This is a genomic window from Colwellia polaris (assembly GCF_002104515.1).
Lineage (GTDB): Bacteria > Pseudomonadota > Gammaproteobacteria > Enterobacterales > Alteromonadaceae > Cognaticolwellia > Cognaticolwellia polaris.
Genome location: NZ_NBOE01000001.1, coordinates 242,474 through 264,214, shown reverse-complemented (window position 1 = coordinate 264,214; position 21,741 = coordinate 242,474). Strand labels below are relative to the sequence as shown.

Genomic DNA, 21,741 nt, shown 5'->3' with positions numbered 1-21,741 from the left:
TGTGGAAAGTATGATTATTGATAGACTCGATCAAGAAGCAGTTAACACACTAGGCCAAAATAATTTAACTTTTAAAGTTGATGACGTAAAATACGAAGAACAAACCGTTCGTATAGAACAAGCAATTCGTATCACGGCTGACTATAAAGTAAAAAGCACCCGTCCTGGATCGCACGCACACGGTGTCAGTCAAACCTATAGCGAATTTAAAAGCTGGATAAATCAGTACCACAATTTAGCTAACGAGCAGAACGATACTCAAGCCCAAGTGCGCCTGAACGAAGTTTTACAAGAAAGTCCATTCTATTTCTTTGATCACACCAGTTGTCCACTTTTTGAAATAGAGTCAAGCTATTCAGAGCGTTGCACTACCTGTAATAGTAGTGGGCGAGTTCACGGGACTAAATATCGAACAGAATCATATACAAACGCTTCGGGAGAAAGGAGAACAAGAGAAATAGCTGAAAATTATGAAAAAACATGTGATTCATGTAAAGGCCATGGAGGCTTCGTTACTAAATATATCGTTTATGTTACAGCCCAAAGAGTAAACAAATATAGCTGTCCAGATGGCACGTCAATGGCTTGGTTTGATGGGTATGTGAAAAAAGTGTCCGAACAATCACCTGATTATTGTCAGTTACATCAGCAAATAACTTGGGATAAAGAAACATATAAACAAGATTTTATTCCCCAAAAAGGATGTCGGATATTTGTGTACGGTAATATTCAATTAACTCAATGCCAAACGAGTGTGTCAAACCAAGCACCTAAATTATCGACATTTATTGGTTCAAACTATATGGTTGAATCCCTCTCAGGGATATTTAATACGGCAGTTATACATGAGTTAGAATTAATAGATAGTAGGGATGAAACCGCTGCACAATTGTTATTTAACGCTAAATTTGGTGATGACATAGGGCAGAACTGTAAAAAGCCTATCGACAGCATAGAGTTTCGCCATATACAAACGTCTAGCGTAACAAGTGACATTGCAGAGCAAACTAGGCAATGTTTCTTAACCTATGCTAAAGGCTACAAACAGGGAAAAGCCAATAAAGTCTCTATATTTTCTTTTATTGCCAAAAGCTTACTGTGGTTTGTTTTTTTTATGGCATTAACGGTTGGGTTAAGCATATTAGATGCAATCCAAGGAGGCGGACCTCTGACTTTTCAAAATCTTGGAGTGGAATTACTAGTTCAGCACTTCGATTTTTACTTCGATTCTTTTCGAGGAATAGGGGGAAATACAGTTGCTTCATCAGCTATTGGTGGCGTAATTGTTGGATACCTTTTAATGAAAATGCTGTCTTCTCCTAAAACTATTGGTAAGTGGAAACTCTGTCGTTGGTGGTTGGTTAGTACTTTTTTTATATATATTCTTAATGTTCAATTCTCCAAACCAGTTGTAAACGAAATTTGGGCAGGTTTTTCACCTTCCCACTGGCAACTGTGGATAAACTTTGGCTTTAACTTATTATTAGTATCAATGTTAATAGTCATTATGCGTTCAAGACGCGACATTCACTCAAGGTTAAAAGGGCAACTAGCAAAGATTAAAATTCCAGCACTCAATAAATACCTTGGATTTAAGTCGCTGGAGTAAGGTATTTACTTATCTAAAAACAAATATCAATTATGCCAACGTTGTCTGCCACTTGGTTTAAATGCATTCTAAGGTAGTTTTTAGGTGCATACTGGCACACGGTATTCGAAACCTCTTTAAGTAATGCAACTGCTGACTCTTTATGGCTTTCTAATACCTTTACTTCAGCTCTGAATATTTTAGAGCGGTCGATATGGACGATATATGAATTGCCAGCGTAGTCTTTGATGGTTGTATCTAACAGTTCAAGATAAATATTAGCTTTTACCACATTATTACGATTAATAAAGTAATAAATTAATGATTCTAGTTGCTGAATTTTCAAGTGATGTGAACTATTGGGTAAGATGTTTTCTAATCGCTTAACATGAGTTTTTTCACCCTCACTGTACGAGTTTAAACCGTACCACCATACTAATTGAGTTAAGGTATAGTCTGTCCAGAAGTTCTTTTCACCTAAAGCTGATTTCGTTAACAAGTAGGGTTGCTTACAAAATTTATCTAGCTCTTCTTTTGCTAAATGATAACTCAGTGGAACACAGAACTTTAACATCGCAGAAGCTTTTGAATTATCCGATTCATATTTTATGTAATGCGGTAATAAGGTTTCATTTATAAGTAATAAAGACTCGCCAATTACCCCTTTTTTTAAATTTAACTCGATGATATTTGACTCTAGGTTAATCATCTCAAAACCTTTAACGCCATTTTCTTCAACAACTTGATTCTTTATTATTTCAAATGCTTCCGTTGATTGCTCATACTGACCCGTAATAAACAAATATTGCGCCTCTCTTATACTAGACGTTTTGTCTTCTTTTAGTTTAGAGTTTTCAATATTCGTAAAAGGAAAACTTTTAAATTGATCAAAAAGCAGTGTTTGATTAATTCTCGAATATAAATTCATTACTCCATTATTATCAACGCTAAAATTCACCTTAGACAGATAGATATGTGACTTTTGAACCATTTTAAAATAATCAATACTGAATCCTTGATATTTTTCTATTGTTTTAACATTAAGGTACAGCGTTACTAAATAGAGTTCTGAAGGGATTTCATCCGAATGTTTTTCCGCTATAGCTAACGCCTTTTGGCTAAAATTTGTTGGGTTAATGCTGATATTAGTTGCAATATCACTAAAATAAAATGCTTTTATTAGGTTGTATTTAATACTTTCTGACGGCGATAGTGCTTCTACAATAAGTGTTTTATCAAGTTGTTCTAATTCCTTTTTCAATTTGATTTTAACGTAATGTAACTTCCCTAAATTCATGGTGACAAAAATAATATTTATTCTTTCTTCTGGCGTTAAATCGTTACGCACTAATATATCGTTAAAACTTCGTCTGAAGGCTTTAATCATTTCATCTGAATTAATAACCTTGTTCTTTACTAGAAATGCGCGATATTCCACTAGATGTAAAGTTTTGTCATCACTAAATTTATTTTCAAGTAACAATAGCTTTAGTTGATTCATAGTTTGCAAACCATTAACAGCACTGCTTCCCACTTCTAAATCGTATTTTTGAAAGGCTAGCTTAATATACAAATTAAGTGGTATGGATTCTGATGAAGGTAGTTCAATAACATCTGATTGATTTGTAATCTCTTGCAGCGTTGTATACTGATTTATATAAGACCGAGTTAACTCTTGATACGATTGTTTGATTTTTATGTTGTCGTACCAAACTTTACTGGTAAACGTGATAATAAGTATGACGACAGAAAGGCTTAATACATAAGTTACTTTATGCCGTTGCCATGATTTTACTAATTTATAAAATAACGAGTTTTTTGTACTTAATGGCTGATTGTTTTGATAATAACTTAATTCTAAATATAGAGCTTCTACCGATCTAAAGCGTTGCTCTGGTTGTTTTGCTAAACAGGTTGATAATACCCAATTAATGTCTTGTCTAAACTTTAGCTTTTGGCTTATTTTGCAGGGCGGAATTTCTTGCTCTGTAATTGCTTTAATTTTGTCAGGTAATGTGCCGCCTACTTCTTCAAAAGGTGTTTGACCTGACAGGATAAAATATAACAATCCTCCTAAAGCATATACATCACTATGAATACTCGCTGGTTGACCTTGTAATTGCTCTGGTGCTGCGTAATTCACCGTCATGGCACACAAATATTGATTAATAAAGGTATTGGATTTTTCTTCCTTACTCCCGACAAATTGCATAATGCCAAAGTCAATTAACTGTGGATGATTTTTATGGTTTATCAGAATATTTGAGGCTTTGATATCTGCATGAATAATACGTTGTGAATGCGCTTCTTGTACGGCATCAGCAATGGTCAAAAAGAGGTTGAGCTTTTCTTTTACAGATAAATTATTTTTCGCGAGATATTCGGTTAACGTACACCCTTCAATATATTCCATCACCATGTAAATTATCCCATCAGGCATTTTTACAACATCTAAAACAGTGGCAATGTTAGGATGATTTAATGAGGCTAATGCTTGTGCTTCGTTGAGTAAGGTTTGCGTTGAATTTAATTGATATAACGCAGGGTGAAGAAATTTAATAGCCACTTGCTGTTCAATTAACCCGTCATTACGCTTGGCTAAATAAACTTGTCCCATACCGCCAGAACCAATAGGTTTTACAATGGTATAAACACCAAAATTATCACCCTCACTAATACTTGGTATAGCCATATTTTCACTATAGCTAGAAATGTTTTCTAAAAAGTGCTCAGTAAAGTCATTACTATCTTGGGTTAGTAGTTTTAATTGTTCTGCTTTGTCAGGATATTGCGCTTTTAACTCAGCTAAAAACGCTGGTTTTTGAGTCTCAGGAAGCGATTCGTATTCACTAAATAATTCAAATAAGTCTTCCGTGAACATTTTATTTTTGGCTTCCTAGTGAAATTAATTTAAGCTATTGTTTCATATTGTAATACTAAAGATAGGTTGTCATCTAGTAGGAGTAAGCATTGGAAGCATTAACAAGTATCATATTAGATTGGTCTAAAGGGCATAAACACTCAGAAGACAAACTGTTCTCTTTTACTTACGATAGATTTAAGCTTATTGCATCTCAAACAAGAAAAAAAGTAATAAAATATCAAGATGATACTAACCATGTTGACGATGTTATTCACTCAACAACCTCTTTGGTGCATGAAGCTTTTTTGAAATTAACGGCTAAAAATGAGATAGATGCTGAAAATAGCAAAGAGTTTTTTCTGTTAGTTAGTAAAATTATGAGACACATTTTAGTTGATCATTATCGAAAACTGACCGCAGATAAAAGAACACAGAAAGAAGCCCCCAAACTTGGCAACCAAGAAGATTCAAGTACAGTTGAATATTTAAATTATATTTCTATTGAACAGGGCTTGAGCAAATTAGCTAAACAGCACCCTAGGCAAGCCGAAACATTTCAAATGCGATATTTTTTAGGCTTTAAAAACAAAGAAATTGCGAATTTACAAAGTGTTTCAGAAAGCTTAATAGATAAAGATTTAAAGTTCTCTAAAAATTGGATCCTGAACCTACAAACAGCTTAAGTTAAACATCAGCTCACTTCTAAAATTATAGAGTTGATACCTTCCAATAAAAATTAAAAAAAGTTTACGTGTTTTCGACTAGAAATACGTGTCTTTTATCCGTCCTGTTTTTTCCATACATTTACTTTATTTATGAATTGTGGAATGGATTTTAAAATGAACAAGATGCTATTAACTTTGCCGATATTGGCATTATCTCTCTCTGCTTGTAGTGACCTTCAAACAAAAGAACAGCTATCTACTTTAACTATCGAAAACTTTGCAAGTAAAGCGTGTGAAGAGATGCTTGATGCAAACTTTGAACAACTTGAAGTGATGCTAAATAAAAATGATTTGAAAAAGCTTAAAAAAGAAGTTGACGATAATCCAGATTCTTGGGCAACCCTATCTGATCGCATGTCGTGTGAAGTAAAAAAATCAGTCCCTAAAAAAGAAAGAACTAAATTTTATTTTGAACGTGGAGTTTTCAATATGGATATTGAGAAAGTTGACGGTTCATATTTTGTGGTTGATGTTGATTAAGAAGGAAATTCAAATGAAATTTAGATCGTTTTCACTGTTTGCCGTTATTTTACTCTCAGCTTGCAGCACACCAGAAGATAATGCTCGAACAGTTATAGCTGATTATTGTGAAGCATTTAAAAAGATAGATACTGAAACTCTTAGCGAACTAAGCACTGATTCAAAACTTGTTAACTTTCCATATTTGACAGAATCAGCGCGTAAAAAAGCTAATTGTGGCGAAGAAATAAAAAAAATATCGGAAGAAAAGTTTCTATTTATGCTTGGTGAAGAAGAGATGTCTATGCCAATTGTTGTAGAAAAAGTTGACGGTGAGTTCAAAATTACTGGTTTAAATTTGTAGCTACAAAGGAAGTATTAATATGAAAAATTTATTTTGGGGAATGGCTTTTGTTTTTTCTTGCTTTAATGCTAGTGCAGGGTTAATTACTGATACAGACCGTGACAGTTTTATCGATTCAACCACATCACTTGAGTGGATGGATTTTGGTGTTAATAACGGACAGTCTTTTAGTTTTATTTCAAGTCAGTTATCAACTGATGGTGACTATGAAGGTTGGAGATTACCAACAGTAGATGAAGTTTATGTCATGTGGGCAAATGTTGCTAACTTAGATGGTGTTGAAGCTGATATAGAAACACCTGATAGATACGGTGATGGTCAATTTCTTGCTCGTGATAAGAATAATGATGCCAAAACCGAAAGTGTATTTGATGGTGTTTTTGAACTAATAGGCTATAACAAAGCATCTCCTTATGGCTCTGGTGAAGCATTTAAAGCCTATGGTTTTTTTGAAGGTGCAGATGGACTTTCATATGTAGAATATCGAAATTATACGCTTCATTTAGGCGTATCTGATGATATTTTATTAAGAGATAATGGAAATTTCGATAGTATAAGAAATCTTGGGTATGATTCTTATAGTACATTATTAGTTAAAAACTCATTACAGGACTCTTTAGAAGTACCTGAGCCTTCTACGTTAGTTATTTTTGCTATGGGACTACTTGGTTTAGCCTCACGTAAATTCAGCAAATAAAGTTAAGCTTTTCCTAGAAAAGCATTATTAGCGTAATGCCTTATGCCACTTTTAAATAATTAATAAGATTCAATATGATGAATCAAAAGAATAAAAAAGCACACTTAAACAGTGTGCTTCGAAATAATAATTAGTCGCTAGGCTTTGACTTAGGTTTAATAATAGAGTTTCTAGGTTGTTCGCTTTTATTAACTGTATTCTTATGCTCTTTTTTATTTGCTCTTTTTTTATCTAAATATTTATTAAAAAAATTATTATCTTTTTTTATAAATATATTCCGTAACTTATTAATAATCAGCGGAGCGACTTTTTCTACTATCATCAATGTTTTAGTAATAAAGCTCTCAAGCTTTATTACTTTTTCTTGTTCTGTAATTAGCTCATCTGTTAAATTTACTTTTTCAATAAAACTAGATTTTACTTCTTGTATTAGAGCTTTATTTTTGTTTTCCAATAATTGAACTCTCTGCTTTAAGCCTACAGCTTCAACAGTTAACGCTTTTTTTGTATCATCAAGGTTTTTATAGAAAGATTTTAAATCCTGATGCTTCGCAGTTGATTTTTCTTGATATGAAAATTTATATTCTTTAATTGATTTAAATGTTTCGCAGTACTCTTTTTGAAGTAATTGTAAATCTGATCTATCAAAGAACCTTTTAGCTGCTAACTTGTGTTTACCTGAAACGTTATCTAAGTATGTAGGTACGACAACAGCGTGAATATGAGGTGTCGATTCGTCTAAATGTACCGATAAATGCACTAATTTATTTCCGTATTTATTTATCAAAAAATCTTTAGCTTTTTTAATAAAGTCTAACGTGTTTTTTTTATTAAATTTATTTTTAAAATCTAGTTCGTTCTCATCAAAATATTCTGGTGAAAGCGTCAACAGTAATTCATTACAAATCACTGCATTTTTTCGTAAACCACCTATTGATAAATCATGTTTCTCTAAATATTTTTTAACATCAAATACTAAATTCGTAGTACCTATCAGCCTTTTAATATCATGGTTAGGTGATGCATTCGGCACATCTTTTAAGCGATTATTATGAGCACCAACATTGTGAAGCTGTTGAATGGTTTTTATTTTTTCTGTTCTTATTATTGTTTTTATAGTTTTCATTTTCTTACCTTAATTTTAATTATATTTTTCTTCTTTCTCTCCTTCTCACTCACAACGTGAGCGAATAACTTTTGAAAAAAGTGTAGTGAGTACACATTTGAAAAATGTTTTTAAAAAATATGTACGCTTTCTACATAATTAAAATTTATCGTAAAAAATTGGGTTTACTAGAGCTAGAACTAGCAAACCCTATTAAAGTGATTAGCTAATGGTTTATTTATTAACTGATAAATTTAACTGGCATTTATATCTATTAAAATCATGTATGATTAAGTCATAAAATTAGTAAATAAAATTAAAAGCCTAAGAAAATAAAAATGACTTTAAAATATTCTGTTCACTTTGATGATGCCAATAAACATATATTTAATGTAAGAGTTGAAATACCTAAACATCCACAATCAGTTTTAAATTTATCTTTACCTGCATGGATCCCTGGTTCTTATATGGTTCGCGATTTTTCTAAAAACATTATTAATCTTGCTGCCAAAAAAGGTAATGATAATTTAGAAATAATACTGATTGATAAACAAAACTGGTCGGTTGAAACTAATGGTGATGAATGCATTATTGAGTATCAAGTTTATGCATTTGATAGTTCAGTTAGAACCGCTTATTTAGATCAAAATAGAGCATTTTTTAATGGTACAAGCTTATTTATATCTGTTAATGAATTTCAAAATAATAAGCATCAAGTAAACTTAATAAAGCCAAGCTTCACAGAGTCATGGAAAGTAGCAACAGGTTTACAGAGAACGAGTACAACATCGCTTTATAGCTTTGGTATTTATGAAAGTGATAATTATGCCGAGTTAATCGATTGTCCTGTAGAAATTGGTGATTTTACTCACCTAGAGTTTGAGGTTGCAGGAACAACTCATTATTTAATTTTAAATGGTAAACATTATGCTGATACGGAAAGGTTGGTTAGAGATACAACTAAGCTTTGTCAGCACCATATAGATTTATTTGAAAAAAATACAGGTGGTAAACCACCATTTAAAGAATATTGGTTTTTAACTAATATTTTACCTAATGGTTTTGGTGGTTTAGAACATAAAAACTCTACGGCATTATTATGTTCAACGTTTGATTTTCCGAATATAAATAAGCCTGAAGAATTATCCGATGGTTATAAAACTTTATTAAGCTTAATTTCGCATGAATATTTTCATAATTGGAACGTTTGCAGAATTAAACCTGAAGAATTTGTTCCATATTCATTAAATAATGAAAGTTACACTCAACAGCTTTGGGCATATGAAGGTATTACTTCATATTATGATGATTTTAGTTTATTCAGAACTGGTATTGTTTCATTTGAAGATTATTTAAAGCTGAAAAGTAAAACTATTAGCCGTGTAAACCGTGGTAAAGGTCAATTAAAACAAAATTTAATTGAATCCAGTTTCTACACATGGACAAAATTTTATCAACAAGGGGCTGATGCAACTAATAACATTGTTAGTTACTACACTAAAGGCTCGTTAATCGCTCTGTGGCTCGATTTAACCATTCGCAAGACCACCAATGCAACTAAATCATTAGATGATGTAATGCGTACTTTATGGGCTGAATTTATTAATAAAGGTGTTGATTATAAAGGTACTCAATTAGATACCATTATTAATATCGTTAATGAATTAACTCAAACAAATTTAACGCAAGAATTTAATCATTTATTAAATGATAAATCACCAGTTCCACTTACTGATTTATTGGCTGAATTTGGCGTAAAGCTTGAAAAAGTACCGTCAAAAGCTAATTCACTATTAGAAATTTCAACAGACAACCATACTCCATTTATCGGTTTTATGTTTAAAGAAGCTAAATTAGGTATAGAAGTAACTCAGGTGTTAGAAGATTTACCTGCCGAAAAAGCAGGAATTAGCGTTCAAGATAATATTATTGCTATTGATAATATTGTAGTGAGTAAAGGAAACTTTTCTGATGTTATTAATAGCTTGGCATTAAATAAAGAATATAATATTACTTATATTCGTAATGGTGAATTATATAATGCTTGCATACTTCTTACGTTGCCAATTAACGAGTTAACTCAATTAAATATATTCGATAAAGAAAAAGTAAAATTTTGGAATAGTATTAAATAATTTTAATAAATTAAAATATAAAATATGAATAAAAAACTATTAGAAATAGATATCAAAGCACTATTAATAAACCATTTAATTAATCATGATGGTTTAGATAAAAGTGTATCTATAATTAATGAATTTACTCTTGATAACCTATCTAGAAGAGCTGATTTAATAACCATTGATAATAGAAAAATTATTGGGTATGAAATAAAAAGTGAAGCTGACTCTTTATATCGATTAGAAGGGCAAGTTGAAAAATATTTAGAGTATTTCGATAAAGTTGTAATCATTGTCGCATCAAAACATGTAGGTGCGACACTTCAGTTAGTTCCTAGCAATGTAAGTGTTTGGGAAGTAAAGAATAATGAATTCTTAATAAAACAACGCGGTAAAGTTGAAAAAAATCAGAATAAAGAAAAATTAATTAATTTATTAAAATCTAATGAGTTATTAAAATTAAGTAAAAAGCTAAATATTGATATTTCAGCAAAAAATCGAAAACACCTTGAGGAAAAACTACTACAAAGTTCAATTCATAATTTAAGGGAAGCTGTACTAACTAGTATTTCTTCTAGGTATCTTTCGACTAACCTAAAATTTTGGGATGAAGTGAAAAATAGGAATGTATCACCTCAAGATATCATACATCTCAGCCACTATATTGAAGAAAGAAAAAACGAAAAAACAAATAAAATCAATCAACAAAAATTGTGGAATGAATGGGAAAACAAACTAAAAAAAGACCCAAAAGTTAAGAAACTGTATAAATTAAATCAAACACTTATTACAGTTTAATCTTCCCAATCTTCATCTGTATCTACAACTTCAATAACATCATAATGAAGTTGTTGATGGAGATGTATATTAATTCTTACGGCTGTAGCCTTCATAGGATTACTAATCCCCATTTTATCGCCTTTGGCTGTCAATTCAATAAGTTGAGTTCCCCAAAGGTGTAAATTTTTAATCCAATAATCCATCCCCATTAACTCAATAGAAGCCTTTTTATATAATTCGATTTTTTCGCCATCTTGAATATCATATGGATCATCAAATTCATGTCTTACAAATCTCCAATCATTTTTTAATGGGTAGTCTATTCTTGGATAAGGGGGGATACCACCTCCACCATTTTGTTGTTCTGCTTTTGCACTACCTTTATCGGAGTATACGAACCTAATACCTTCGCATAAATTAATTACTTTTTGAAAGAGCTGTCTTTCTCTTATAGGGTTTTCACCTAAATGTTGATTTGCAAACCCATTAGGAAATGATGTGCCAGAAACCGCAAACAATGCGTCAGGGAGTATAAGGTGAGCTTCTTGAATTACAGAAGCAATTAACGGTGCTGAATTTACCGTATCAACAGTCACTTCTTCAAAATCAAAAATAACTAAGTTATCTTCATAGTTTTCAGAAGCTATAGATTTTAAAATTTCTATATAAACTTCTGATTGAATGAAATTAAAGTCAAATTTAGTAACTAATCCTCTATCTAAAGAAGTCAATTTCTGAATTTGTTCACTAATAACCTTTTCATCTCCGAGCTGCAAGCAAGGAATAGCATTTGGTAACTCTTTTAAATATTCAAACCAATTGGAGTAACCATCATTCGGATCAAGCAACTCCTCAATTTGATGGTAAACCTCTCTAGGGTATTCTCCATCCGCTGATTTAGTTTTATCTTTGATAAAAGATTGATCTATATCAGCTATCCAGTTTTTCGTTCCAAAAGCTTTAGATATACGTTCTGGTGTGTTTTTTAATTTTTTAGAGCCTGCCCAGCCTTTTAAAGAGAACAAAGGTAATAATATGTCTTTATCTTTTTCTGGTAGCTCCTCTAAAGCTGACATTTCAGCAGGTTTAATAGCTAAAATAGGAATATATTTAAAATTTTTATTTTCAATTTCAAGAAACAAGTTATTCTCCTATTTTTTACCCAATCGAATCTTCAAAGCAACCGTTGATACTTCAGCTTCTTGAGCTATCAGTTCATATTTTTGTTCATCTTTTTTATCTTGATAAATATTCATAGCTTGATTGACTAAACTTGGTGGCATAATTAAATCAGCAGCTAGTCGATTTGCTTGTGCTTCTATTGCATCAGATTGGTTTGATCTATATAAAATATCATCAGTGATGCCATCTCTTAGTAAGTGCTTATGAAGTAAAAAATGCGCTATTTCATGAGCAAGAGTAAATCGTTGTCTAGCTTTAACATCATGTCTATTCACTCGAATAATACAAACATTGTCTTCTTCTTTAATTTCACCAGAAATACCCGCAGGTAAAGTGGACTTTTTAACTATTATTCCTAATTTTTTAGCAATAGCACCAACAGGGATTGGAAAATTTTGTTGAAAGCTAATTATCAATTCTTTATTTTGATCACTTAATTGATTCCACTCTTGAGATGTTCTCATAAAAATTTGCCTTATTTATTTACACTAGTGTCATCGTCATTTGTAAGTTCTTCATCTGCATATAAATCTTTATATACAACTCTATCAACAGCCTGAGTTATATGAGATTCAAATGCGCCACTGTCAATGAGTCTAGTCATCTCATCATTTGCTGTTTTGTTAATTAAAGAAGCTGTAATTTCTCTAGCCTTATCTTCCGCTCTTTGAACTATATCCTTGTAACCGATAAAAGTTATAACCGCGATTATAACCCCAAGAGTGGTAACTATAACGGCTACGGCCGTTAATAATACACTAGCAATACTGCTACTATTATCACTTGCATCTACATTTGACTTTACTTGATATAGCTGTTTTTTAAGCGACAATATTTGATTTTCTAGGCCTTCGTTTTTAGTTACTTGCTTATTAAAATTATTCTGTAGATGCTTTATTTCAGTACTCTGAATTGCTAATTGCTCTGTTGTCACCTTATTTTCATGAATATAATTATTAAGGAATACAGAATCGAAATTATTATTTTTTTCAATATTTGTAATTGGATTTTCTTGGATAACTTTATTTGGTAATTTTTGCTCAAATGCAAATGATTGAAAAGTAATAAATAATAAAATGAAAGTTGTTGCTATTTGGAGAGTTTGATTTTTTATTGTCATATACGTCACTGTATTAAAGCCTATATCCACTAATAATTGATATTAACGATTTATTTAACTAATTAAAATATAATAATTATTATAATTTCTTTATTTTGGTTAAATGTATGGCAAATACTTCCATGCTTGGAATGTTTGTCGTATAAAACCAAAAGAATTTATTCCTTACAATTTACAACAAGAAAGCTATACCAAACAGTTATGGGCTTTTGAAGGCATAACCTCTTATTACGATGACTTTGCACTTTATCGCACCGGCATCATTACTTTTGAAGAATACTTAACTATTTTGGCAAAAGGAGCTACACGCATTAGTCGCGGAGTAGGTGAGTTAAAACAAAGCATCACGGCCTCTAGTTTTGATGCCTGGACCAAGTTTTATCAACAAGGCCCAGACGCCGTAAACAACATAGTAAGTTATTACGTTAAAGGAGCGTTCATCGCTTTGTGGTTAGATTTAACAATTCGTGAAAAATCTAATAACCAATACAGCTTAGATACCTTAATGCGAGAATTATGGATACATTTTGGGCGGACGAATGTTGGTACTAGCGAAGAAGACTTTATTAATATAGCCAACCTACTTTGTGGCGAAGATATTACAGCAGCATTTAAACACCACTTATATAGCACTGAACGTATTGATCTAACAGCCGAGTTAGCTAAAGTTGGCGTTGAACTACAAAAGCATAAGTTTAAAAAACTAAACAGTGTAGAAACAACTTCTGCTACAAACTTTCATGCTTATTTAGGCGCACAATATAAGGCACAGCCTTTTGGTTTAACCATTACCCAAGTATTAGAAGAGTCACCTGCGGCTAAAGCTGGCATTGCGGTTAACGATGTACTTATTGCCGTTGATCATGTCAAAGTTACCGAACAATCAATACAAGCCATATTTGATCATCAAGCTGAAAATAGTGAACTAAACTGCCACTTTTTTAGAGACGATCAACTTTTAAAATCGACAATAACCATTATCGACTCACCTTTAGCAGGCATAGCTTTTAACGTTGTCGACGAGAGTTTAGCTAAGCTATGGCAAGCTATTATTCCTCAAGGCTAAGCTCTTAATAAGTTATTGTAAACTTAAGCGTACGCAAAAACTGACAACTTCTTGCTGCTAAACTGGAATGAAAATTAGGGCGAATTATCGAGTTATGGTAAAAATTAACTTATCCGATATTCGCTCAACTTATAATTTAAGTGCTAACCCTATGATTAATTTAAAACGCTTTCACCACGTGGCTTATCGCTGTAAAGATGCCAAAGAAACTGTCGACTGGTACCAAAAACATTTAAACATGGAACTGACGGTTGCGATTGCAGAAAATGAAGTGCCGTCAACCAAGGCGCCTGATCCTTACATGCATATATTTTTAGATGCAGGCATGGGCAATATACTCGCATTTTTTGAAATTCCAAATTCTCCTGACATGGGTCGCGATGAAAACACACCTACATGGGTACAACATATCGCTCTAGAAGTTGAAGATTTAGACGCTTTAATCTCAGCAAAAAACGATTTAGAGTCACAGGGAATAGATATATTAGGCCCGGTAAATCATGGTGTATTTAAATCAATTTACTTCTTCGACCCAAATGGACATCGTTTAGAGTTAGCAGCCAATATTGGTACAAAAGAGCAATATGCTGAACTTAAACGGGTCGCTCCACTGATGGTAGAAGAATGGTCAAAAACTAAAAAAGCACCAACACATGCCGCTTGGTTACATGAGTTAAACGACTAAATTTTAACCAGAACATTGCTACAAGCCTTAATAACGAAGAGCTTCGTAAGTAAGGCTTGCAAACAAATTACCCTTCAAAGTAAGCTTTTTTGTAAGACATTGACCATAAAATAGAAATTAATAAAAAATAAATTACATATTTTAACAATTTTATTACACTTAAAAACAAAGACTTGCTGAGTTTTAGCTTTTGAGTTAGTAAAAAAACGAAAAAAAGCACTTGATGCTTGTCGAAACTCACGTAAAGTATGGGCAGCTACGTAGATAGCAACTAACAAAATGGATAGTCACAGCACGGACAGCAAGTAAGCGTTATTTAACGCAGAACAATATTTACAATAGGGATGGTTTACTACTGCTTAGGGAAAGCATTGAATATTTTGTCTATATTAGACATAAAGGATAGCCCAAGAAAGTGTCAGGATGACCGATAAAAATAAAATAAAGTGCTACGATAATAATAAAAAATAATATTAGAAATTATTAAACTCACAGGGACTGTAACAAAAGGCTAGGACAGCCACTTAAGAATCGGGATTTATATGTTGGCAATTGCCGCATTTTCTCAAAAAGCGACGTTATTTACGTCGCTTTTTTTCTTTCTATCGCTGTTTAGTGCGGAATGTCGTAAAATAAACCTAATTGTTCATTATTTTAAGTTATTACTATGTCTCGTACGAAAAAATCACGCAAACCGGGCACAGGTTCTATTGGCATCCTAAAAGATGACAAAAAAAAATTAGTCGAACCAAAACCGCGTAGAGCAAAAAAATCTAATGGTAACGAAGCGGGTAACCGTCAAAAAGAAGCCACGAAAAAAGTTACTCAAAGCCAAACTTCTGCTAAGCATAAAGATCCTCGTATTGGCAATAAAACGCCTATCGATTTAGGTAAGCCGATTAGTGCGCCAATAAAAACCAAACCAGCGAAGAAAGTGCAAGATAACTCCCCTATCGCAGGCATCCGCGCAGTTGAAACAGGCGAGTCATTAGCAGATCAATTAAGTCGCATTGAGCAAGATCCAAGATTGCTTGAGATTCTTGAAAAACAAGATGATGACATAGCTTTATCATCAGAAGAAATTGACTACTATAATACCCTAATGGAACAACACGAAAAAATCAGTGATGCGTTAGGCCTAGATGATGAAGATGATGTTGTAGCACAGCCTAAAAAATCAGACTCAGAAGATGATCTATGGGACAAATTTAATAATAGTGATTTAACCAAATTTGAATAGGTAACATCAATGCTATCAAATCCATGGGTTTACCTTGCATTATTGGCTTTTGTTATTATTGCAGTATTAGCCGCCATAGCCGTAAAACTATTGCGACAGTTAAAACAGCAAACACTGGCACAAAAGCAAAAAGAAATAGCTCAGCAACAAGCTTTGCAACAGCATGACAAAAAAATAATAGCTAGCGTTATTATCATTGTTCGCGCGATGAAAGAAGAGCAATGCGATATCGCAGAAGGCTGTTGGCGCTTAAGCGTTTTACTTGACTCATTAAAATTAAGCCAAGATTTAAGTGTGCAGTTTCCTGCTATATTTACATTTTATGAAGCTATAAAGCATATGCCAATTTTAGCAGCGCGTAAAAAGCTTGATAAAAAAACACGCATGAAACTAGATTTTGAGCGCATGAAACTCGAAGCTGAAATGGCAGATGCTATTCGACAAGATATAGCGCTATTACATCAATACGCCAATGAACGAAATAGTATGCTAAGTGAAACAAAAACTACCATTTAAATAGCAATATTTACTTAAAGCACCTGTTAGTTACTATAGTATAAAAAGCTCAAAATTTAAGTTTGAACGTACTACAATAAGCTATTCATATATTTACACTATGAGTAGCTTTTTTTTCTCAAAAAAGCATGCACTATTGCGCTCGATCAATGTTTGAGAAGCGAGTTTATTTATAATATCGAAAAATAGATAAACTGGCCCTCTTATGCAAACCCATAACTTTTTCGATAATGCCTTACTAAAAAAATATAACACCAGTGGGCCGCGTTATACCTCGTACCCAACCGCGTTAGAATTTACTGAACAATTCAAATATAGTGATTTAGTTTCAACTATTGAAGCATCCCCAAATCAAGCGTTATCCTTGTATGTTCATATTCCTTTTTGTCATAGCCTTTGCTATTACTGCGGGTGCAATAAAGTCGTTACTCGCCACAGAGATAAAGCTGACACCTACCTAGCATTTCTTGCAAAAGAAATTATCGCAAAAGCACCTTTATTTAAAAACTATACCGTTAAACAACTGCATTGGGGTGGAGGTACGCCTAGTTTCTTAAATCACGAACAAATAACCAAATTAGTTGTGTTATTAAAAGAGCAATTTACCTTCTCTGAGCAAGTAGAGATGAGTATTGAAATAGACCCACGTGAAATAGAAATGAACTTAGCCGAACATTTATATAGTTTAGGGTTTAATCGCTTAAGCATTGGTGTGCAAGACATCGATGAAAAAGTGCAGCAAACCATTAATAGAGTGCAATCAACCGAATTTATAGAGAAATTTATTGCTCATGCCAAGCACGTTGGCTTCAAGTCGATTAATATTGATTTAATCTATGGTTTACCACATCAAAATATAGCAACATTCACCCGTACACTGAACAAAGCACATGAAATGGCCGTTGATCGCATTTCACTCTTTAGTTATGCCCATATGCCCTCCCGGTTTGCTGCTCAACGTAAACTGAAAGATGAATGGCTACCAAGCATAGATGAGAAGTTTGCTTTAATGAAACTTGCCATAGAAAAGCTTTGTGACTTTGGCTACGACTTTATCGGAATGGATCACTTCGCCAAGCCGGAAGATGAGTTAGCTATCGCTCAAAAAGAAGGGAATTTACACAGAAATTTTCAAGGCTACACCACCAAAGGCGGTGGCGACTTGCTCGGTTTAGGTGTGTCAGCAATAAGCGCTATTGGAAATAGCTTAAGCCAAAACACCAAAGAACTACCGAACTATTATAAAGCAATTGATGCAAACGCGCATGCACATGAAAAAGGGTTAAAACTCACTCAAGATGACATTATTCGAGGCGAAGTTATTCGTGAATTAATGTGTAATATGTCTATCAACAAAAATAAAATTAATGAAAAATATTCAATTGATTTTGACCAATACTTCGCTGAAGATCTACCTCTGCTTAAGCCTTTTATTAATGACGGCTTACTCAGCAATACACAAAATAATATTCGTGTAGATCAAAAAGCTCGATTATTAATACGAAACATTTGCATGAGCTTTGATGCCAACCTAAAGCAAAAACTAAATCAGCAACGCTTTTCTCGGGTGATATAACTTAATCTTCTAGTTTGCCTAAAATAAACCGACAATCGGCGCTGAAAAACACCAACTCAGTGCCCTGCTCATTTTTATCTTCTTTGGCTAAATCTACCCATTGATAATAAACATTACGATGTACCTTGGCCTTTAAATTTCGTCTAACCGTAACGTATAAAGCACCATCTTCTGCAATATCTAAAGGGTGTTCTGCATTTAATATAAAGCTATCGTCTAAATTAGTAGTGACTTGCATACGGGTTTTTTCTTCATCGATCCATTGCCATTGCGTTAAAATAAATGGTGCATCAACAACCTTTATGCCTATTTTTTCAACCGGCGTTACCAAAAAATATTTTTCATCTTCTTTTTTTAATACCGATGCAAATAACTTAACTAAAGACAAACGCTTAAAAACGCTACCATTATAAAACCAGCTACCGTCCGATTTTATTTCTAGGTCTATATCACCACAAAAAGGCGGATCCCATAACTCAACAGGTGGCATTTTCTTAACATTACCCTGCTGAGCGTTTGAAATTTGTGTTGAAATTTTTTCTAATGACATAATGGCTATCTTATTAAATGGCTATAACTCATATTAGCAAGTTACAGATAAAAGTTAAAATAACGGAATAACGGGTCCCCGAGCAAAAAATATTACAATACTCGACAAAAATTCAAAAAAAACGATCTAAATGTGATATTTCACTTGTCATATCACTATAAAATGCAATACAATCCTCGCGCCTTGTCACTGGGCGCTTCAAGTAATATCAGTGGTGGCTATAGCTCAGTTGGTAGAGCCCCGGATTGTGATTCCGGTTGTCGAGGGTTCAAGTCCCTTTAGCCACCCCATTCTTCTATTAATACCTTGTCATATATACATAATTAAAGACAATTATCAGTATTTTCAAATAAAACTCAACCAATTATTAGTGCTTTACTTGCTTTATTTATAATATCTAAAGCGCGGCCTAGTGCTGCTAAAATATCGACGAAAGAAATAACTTATCAAATCGCTATTTACAGCATAATTTTCTCGACCGTTACTTTTACTTGTTCATATTCAGATGATTCAATAAAACCAAGAGAAAATCGTTGAGGCGTATCTAAGAATTTATCTTTATTACTTCGACCAAAGCCAAAGACAGTCATATCAGGTCTACTTACGTAATTATCTGGGTATTCATCGTCTTGATGGTGCAACATATATAACATTCTTGGGCTTTTTATATCACCGAACGCTATCCATTCAGTGTTTGGTAAGTCAGCCAAATATGGCTCGTTGATGGCATGAGCTTTGTTGTCACTCGCACTAAACCAAAAGTCGGTTTTATCCATTTCCCCATAAGGCACACCTTCGTATTGTATCCAGTATTTATAGCCTGCACTAACTTCGCTCATGGTAAAATCTAAACGCTCAGGGTAGAAATCCCATTGGCCTTGCCACTTTTTATTACCTGATGTAAAAGTAATGCGAACGTGTTTTTCTGATTCAATATTAACTTCAGAAGTCGATAAATTGGTGCCGGCGTTAAGCGCATGAAAATAATTACCGTCCTGCTTATGAATAGCATTTGGAAAGCCGCGATATTCACCCTTGTGGCCGGAACCTTTAGTGTTGTTAAACCCTAACCAATCAACACCTTCAATATCTTCCATGCTTGATAAACCGCCACCTTGTTTTTCCAAATAATAAGTCGCGTTATTCGTTGTTATTATGTAAGTTGCAACACCGCCAGCAGATTGGTCAATACCATGAGTTAACACCACGGCAGGTTTTACTTTACTTACCGTGCTGTTAAGCGTTTTATGCTTTGCAGTACAACTAATAGTCGTAGTAGAAAAGATGAAGACTATTGCTATTAAGTTAATTTTTGCAAACATTATATTATCTCTTTAATTAAGCGATTGGTTTAGCGCTTCTTTTCAAAAAAACACCTACGGCTAAAATCACCAAAGCACAGGCGACAAACATACCCCTACCCCATAATGGGTTGGGAATTAACGCCATAAATGTTACGCCGCTGCCCATTAACAGCACCATAGAACCTAACTTGTCTCTTTGTTTACGGTCGTAATCATCTTGTTCGTTATCGGCAATGACTGGGGTTTCAATATCAACAAAGAATTTTTCTCGCGCTTGTCGATGTTCGTCATGCTCGGCTTTATAAAAAAAAGTGGTTAAGCAGAAAAATCCTGCGGTAAAAATCAAGTGTGCGGCTATGGTGAGCATTAAGTTCATATCAACTGATTCTCTTCGAGTTAGTTCATTTAAGCCTAACCAATTAGCGAATACTTGTGGTGTTAATACATTCATCATAAACCACGAGATAAACAAGCCTAAAGCGACGGTAACCCATGGCGCCCAATTAGGTGTTTTCTTGATAAACAAACCAAAAATAAGCGGAATAAGCAGCGGTACTTGGATCATGGTTGATAACGACATCATTAAGTCAAACAAGCTTAATTCTTTAAGTGACTTAAAAAATAACGCCACCGAGATCACCAAAATACCACAAGCGAAACTAACAACTCGGCTAACCTTTAATAAGTGCTTATCATCAATAACTTTATTTTTTTTCGCCAATAATGGTTGGTAAATACTGCGCACAAATATACCGGCGTTTTTATTTAAAGACGAGTCCATTGATGACATGGTAGCAGCGAAAAGTCCGGCTAATAACAAGCCTACCGTTCCTATTGGCATAGTATTGCGAGCAAATACCAAGTACACAGCATCAGCTGCTTTGTTACCTAATTCTGGAAATGCAGCGGCCGCTTCAGGATACAAAATGGCCGAAACCCAAGGCGGTATAAACCATATAATACTACCAAACCCCATTAATACCATGGCCAGTAAAGCCGCCTTTCTAGCGTTGTCAGAGTCTTTTGCATTTAGAAAGCGAAAGGAGTCGTTCAAATTCATAATGGTGATCATTTGTTTAGCTAGAAAGAAAACAAAAGTGCCAACTAATAACAAACCATAGTTCATATCGGGACCCATCATAAAGTCAGACGGAAATTGGGTTACCATTTCAACAGGACCGCCTACTTGAACTAAGGCGACAATCGCGCAAGCAATAGAAACTACAGCAACGACTAACGTTTGCACAAAGTCTGATGCTACAACTCCCCATGCCCCAGAAAGTACTGAAACAAATAGCACTGTTAAACCAGTAATAATAATAGTAAGCGTAATATCAGCATTAAATACCGCGCTAGAGAACACACCCAGCGCATTCAGCCAAACACCGGCATTAATCACACTAAACACAATTAATGCCCATGAAAAAAACGTTTCATTTTGCTGGCCAAAGCGACGTTTTATGCCTTCGGTTGGTGTATCAACACGCATTTGACGAAAACGGTGTGAAAAATATGCCCAACCGCAAAAGTAAGCAAAAGTATTGGCGAAAAATACTAAACTCATAGCAAAACCATCTGTGTATGCTTTACCGGCTGCCCCGGTGAAGGTCCAGGCAGAAAACTGCGCCATAAAGGCGGTTGAACCTACCATCCACCACAACATTCTCCCGCCACCGCGAAAGTAGTCACTGGTTGAGTTTTTAGCCATACCTTTAAAAGCAAAGCCTATCCCCATAATGAGGGTAAAGTATCCTGCGATTACCAAATAATCATAAAACATGAGCTTACCTTTTCGGCTTAA

The 21,741-nt window shown here is 33.8% G+C and carries 20 protein-coding genes and 1 tRNA gene; 13 read left to right on the top strand and 8 right to left on the bottom strand.

Annotated features, from left to right (window positions below; all coding sequences use genetic code 11):
* Nucleotide 1: 1 nt before the first annotated feature.
* Nucleotides 2-1,609, top strand: a complete 1,608-nt coding sequence (locus B6A32_RS01185; RefSeq protein WP_085300932.1) for a hypothetical protein — start codon at nt 2-4, stop codon at nt 1,607-1,609.
* Between the two features lie 13 nt (nt 1,610-1,622).
* Here the strand turns inward: B6A32_RS01185 and B6A32_RS01180 are convergent, their stop codons facing one another.
* Nucleotides 1,623-4,469 carry a serine/threonine-protein kinase gene (locus B6A32_RS01180; RefSeq protein ID WP_085300931.1) on the bottom strand — a complete coding sequence of 949 codons (2,847 nt, stop codon included), beginning with the start codon at nt 4,467-4,469 and terminating at the stop codon, nt 1,623-1,625.
* Nucleotides 4,470-4,558: 89 nt separating this feature from the next.
* On the opposite strand from B6A32_RS01180, the gene B6A32_RS01175 reads away from it, so the two are divergent.
* From B6A32_RS01175 to B6A32_RS01160, 4 genes are all read left to right on the top strand, one after another.
* Entirely contained in the window at nt 4,559-5,134 is a 576-nt protein-coding gene (locus B6A32_RS01175) for an ECF-type sigma factor (RefSeq protein ID WP_085300930.1), read from the top strand.
* Nucleotides 5,135-5,290: 156 nt separating this feature from the next.
* Nucleotides 5,291-5,656, top strand: a complete 366-nt coding sequence (locus tag B6A32_RS01170; RefSeq protein ID WP_085300929.1) for a hypothetical protein — start codon at nt 5,291-5,293, stop codon at nt 5,654-5,656.
* A 13-nt stretch (nt 5,657-5,669) separates the two neighbouring features.
* The gene (locus tag B6A32_RS01165; RefSeq protein ID WP_085300928.1) at nt 5,670-5,999 is read left to right on the top strand and encodes a hypothetical protein; all 330 of its coding nucleotides are present in this window, start codon (nt 5,670-5,672) and stop codon (nt 5,997-5,999) included.
* A 19-nt stretch (nt 6,000-6,018) separates the two neighbouring features.
* Entirely contained in the window at nt 6,019-6,696 is a 678-nt protein-coding gene (locus B6A32_RS01160) for a PEP-CTERM sorting domain-containing protein (RefSeq protein ID WP_085300927.1), read from the top strand.
* 130 nt (nt 6,697-6,826) lie between these two features.
* Here the strand turns inward: B6A32_RS01160 and B6A32_RS01155 are convergent, their stop codons facing one another.
* Nucleotides 6,827-7,822 (bottom strand): plasmid recombination protein, encoded by a 996-nt coding sequence (locus B6A32_RS01155; protein WP_085300926.1) that lies wholly within the window; start codon nt 7,820-7,822, stop codon nt 6,827-6,829.
* 317 nt (nt 7,823-8,139) lie between these two features.
* Here B6A32_RS01155 and B6A32_RS01150 point away from each other — a divergent pair, with 317 nt between their 5' ends.
* On the top strand, nt 8,140-9,936 hold the full coding sequence (locus B6A32_RS01150) for a M61 family metallopeptidase (RefSeq protein WP_085300925.1): 1,797 nt from the start codon (nt 8,140-8,142) through the stop codon (nt 9,934-9,936).
* A gap of 24 nt (nt 9,937-9,960) precedes the next feature.
* Nucleotides 9,961-10,719, top strand: coding sequence for a sce7726 family protein (locus B6A32_RS01145; protein ID WP_085300924.1), 759 nt, complete (start codon nt 9,961-9,963; stop codon nt 10,717-10,719).
* On the opposite strand, the gene B6A32_RS01140 is transcribed toward B6A32_RS01145, so the two are convergent.
* From B6A32_RS01140 to B6A32_RS01130, 3 genes are read right to left on the bottom strand one after another with little or no spacing between them, the layout of a single operon-like run.
* Nucleotides 10,716-11,843: a beta family protein gene (locus B6A32_RS01140; protein WP_085300923.1), complete on the bottom strand. Its 1,128-nt coding sequence runs from the start codon at nt 11,841-11,843 to the stop codon at nt 10,716-10,718. The two genes, B6A32_RS01145 and B6A32_RS01140, sit on opposite strands and share 4 nt — an antisense overlap.
* Before the next feature lie 9 nt (nt 11,844-11,852).
* Nucleotides 11,853-12,347 carry an ImmA/IrrE family metallo-endopeptidase gene (locus B6A32_RS01135; RefSeq protein WP_085300922.1) on the bottom strand — a complete coding sequence of 165 codons (495 nt, stop codon included), beginning with the start codon at nt 12,345-12,347 and terminating at the stop codon, nt 11,853-11,855.
* A gap of 11 nt (nt 12,348-12,358) precedes the next feature.
* Nucleotides 12,359-13,003: a hypothetical protein gene (locus B6A32_RS01130; RefSeq protein ID WP_085300921.1), complete on the bottom strand. Its 645-nt coding sequence runs from the start codon at nt 13,001-13,003 to the stop codon at nt 12,359-12,361.
* Between the two features lie 103 nt (nt 13,004-13,106).
* Between B6A32_RS01130 and B6A32_RS01125 the strand changes: the two genes are divergently transcribed.
* From B6A32_RS01125 to hemN, 5 genes are all read left to right on the top strand, one after another.
* Entirely contained in the window at nt 13,107-14,069 is a 963-nt protein-coding gene (locus tag B6A32_RS01125) for a M61 family metallopeptidase (RefSeq protein WP_085300920.1), read from the top strand.
* A gap of 151 nt (nt 14,070-14,220) precedes the next feature.
* Nucleotides 14,221-14,754: a VOC family protein gene (locus tag B6A32_RS01120; protein WP_085301511.1), complete on the top strand. Its 534-nt coding sequence runs from the start codon at nt 14,221-14,223 to the stop codon at nt 14,752-14,754.
* 667 nt (nt 14,755-15,421) lie between these two features.
* Entirely contained in the window at nt 15,422-15,994 is a 573-nt protein-coding gene (gene yihI / locus B6A32_RS01110) for a Der GTPase-activating protein YihI (RefSeq protein WP_085300918.1), read from the top strand.
* A gap of 9 nt (nt 15,995-16,003) precedes the next feature.
* Nucleotides 16,004-16,510, top strand: a complete 507-nt coding sequence (locus tag B6A32_RS01105; protein WP_085300917.1) for a DUF2489 domain-containing protein — start codon at nt 16,004-16,006, stop codon at nt 16,508-16,510.
* A 205-nt stretch (nt 16,511-16,715) separates the two neighbouring features.
* Complete coding sequence (hemN, locus tag B6A32_RS01100) at nt 16,716-18,086, top strand: oxygen-independent coproporphyrinogen III oxidase (RefSeq protein ID WP_085300916.1); 1,371 nt, start codon at nt 16,716-16,718, stop codon at nt 18,084-18,086.
* A gap of 1 nt (nt 18,087) precedes the next feature.
* Here the strand turns inward: hemN and B6A32_RS01095 are convergent, their stop codons facing one another.
* A complete protein-coding gene (locus B6A32_RS01095) occupies nt 18,088-18,636 on the bottom strand; it encodes a DUF1285 domain-containing protein (RefSeq protein ID WP_085300915.1) in 549 nt (182 codons plus the stop codon).
* 214 nt (nt 18,637-18,850) lie between these two features.
* Here B6A32_RS01095 and B6A32_RS01090 point away from each other — a divergent pair.
* Nucleotides 18,851-18,926: transfer RNA gene (locus tag B6A32_RS01090), tRNA-His, on the top strand.
* Between the two features lie 168 nt (nt 18,927-19,094).
* Here B6A32_RS01090 and B6A32_RS01085 read toward each other — a convergent pair.
* Both B6A32_RS01085 and B6A32_RS01080 read right to left on the bottom strand, forming a co-directional pair.
* Nucleotides 19,095-19,958, bottom strand: a complete 864-nt coding sequence (locus B6A32_RS01085; protein WP_085300914.1) for a hypothetical protein — start codon at nt 19,956-19,958, stop codon at nt 19,095-19,097.
* A 16-nt stretch (nt 19,959-19,974) separates the two neighbouring features.
* The gene (locus B6A32_RS01080) at nt 19,975-21,720 is read right to left on the bottom strand and encodes a sodium:solute symporter family transporter (RefSeq protein WP_085300913.1); all 1,746 of its coding nucleotides are present in this window, start codon (nt 21,718-21,720) and stop codon (nt 19,975-19,977) included.
* Between the last annotated feature and the right edge of the window lie 21 nt (nt 21,721-21,741).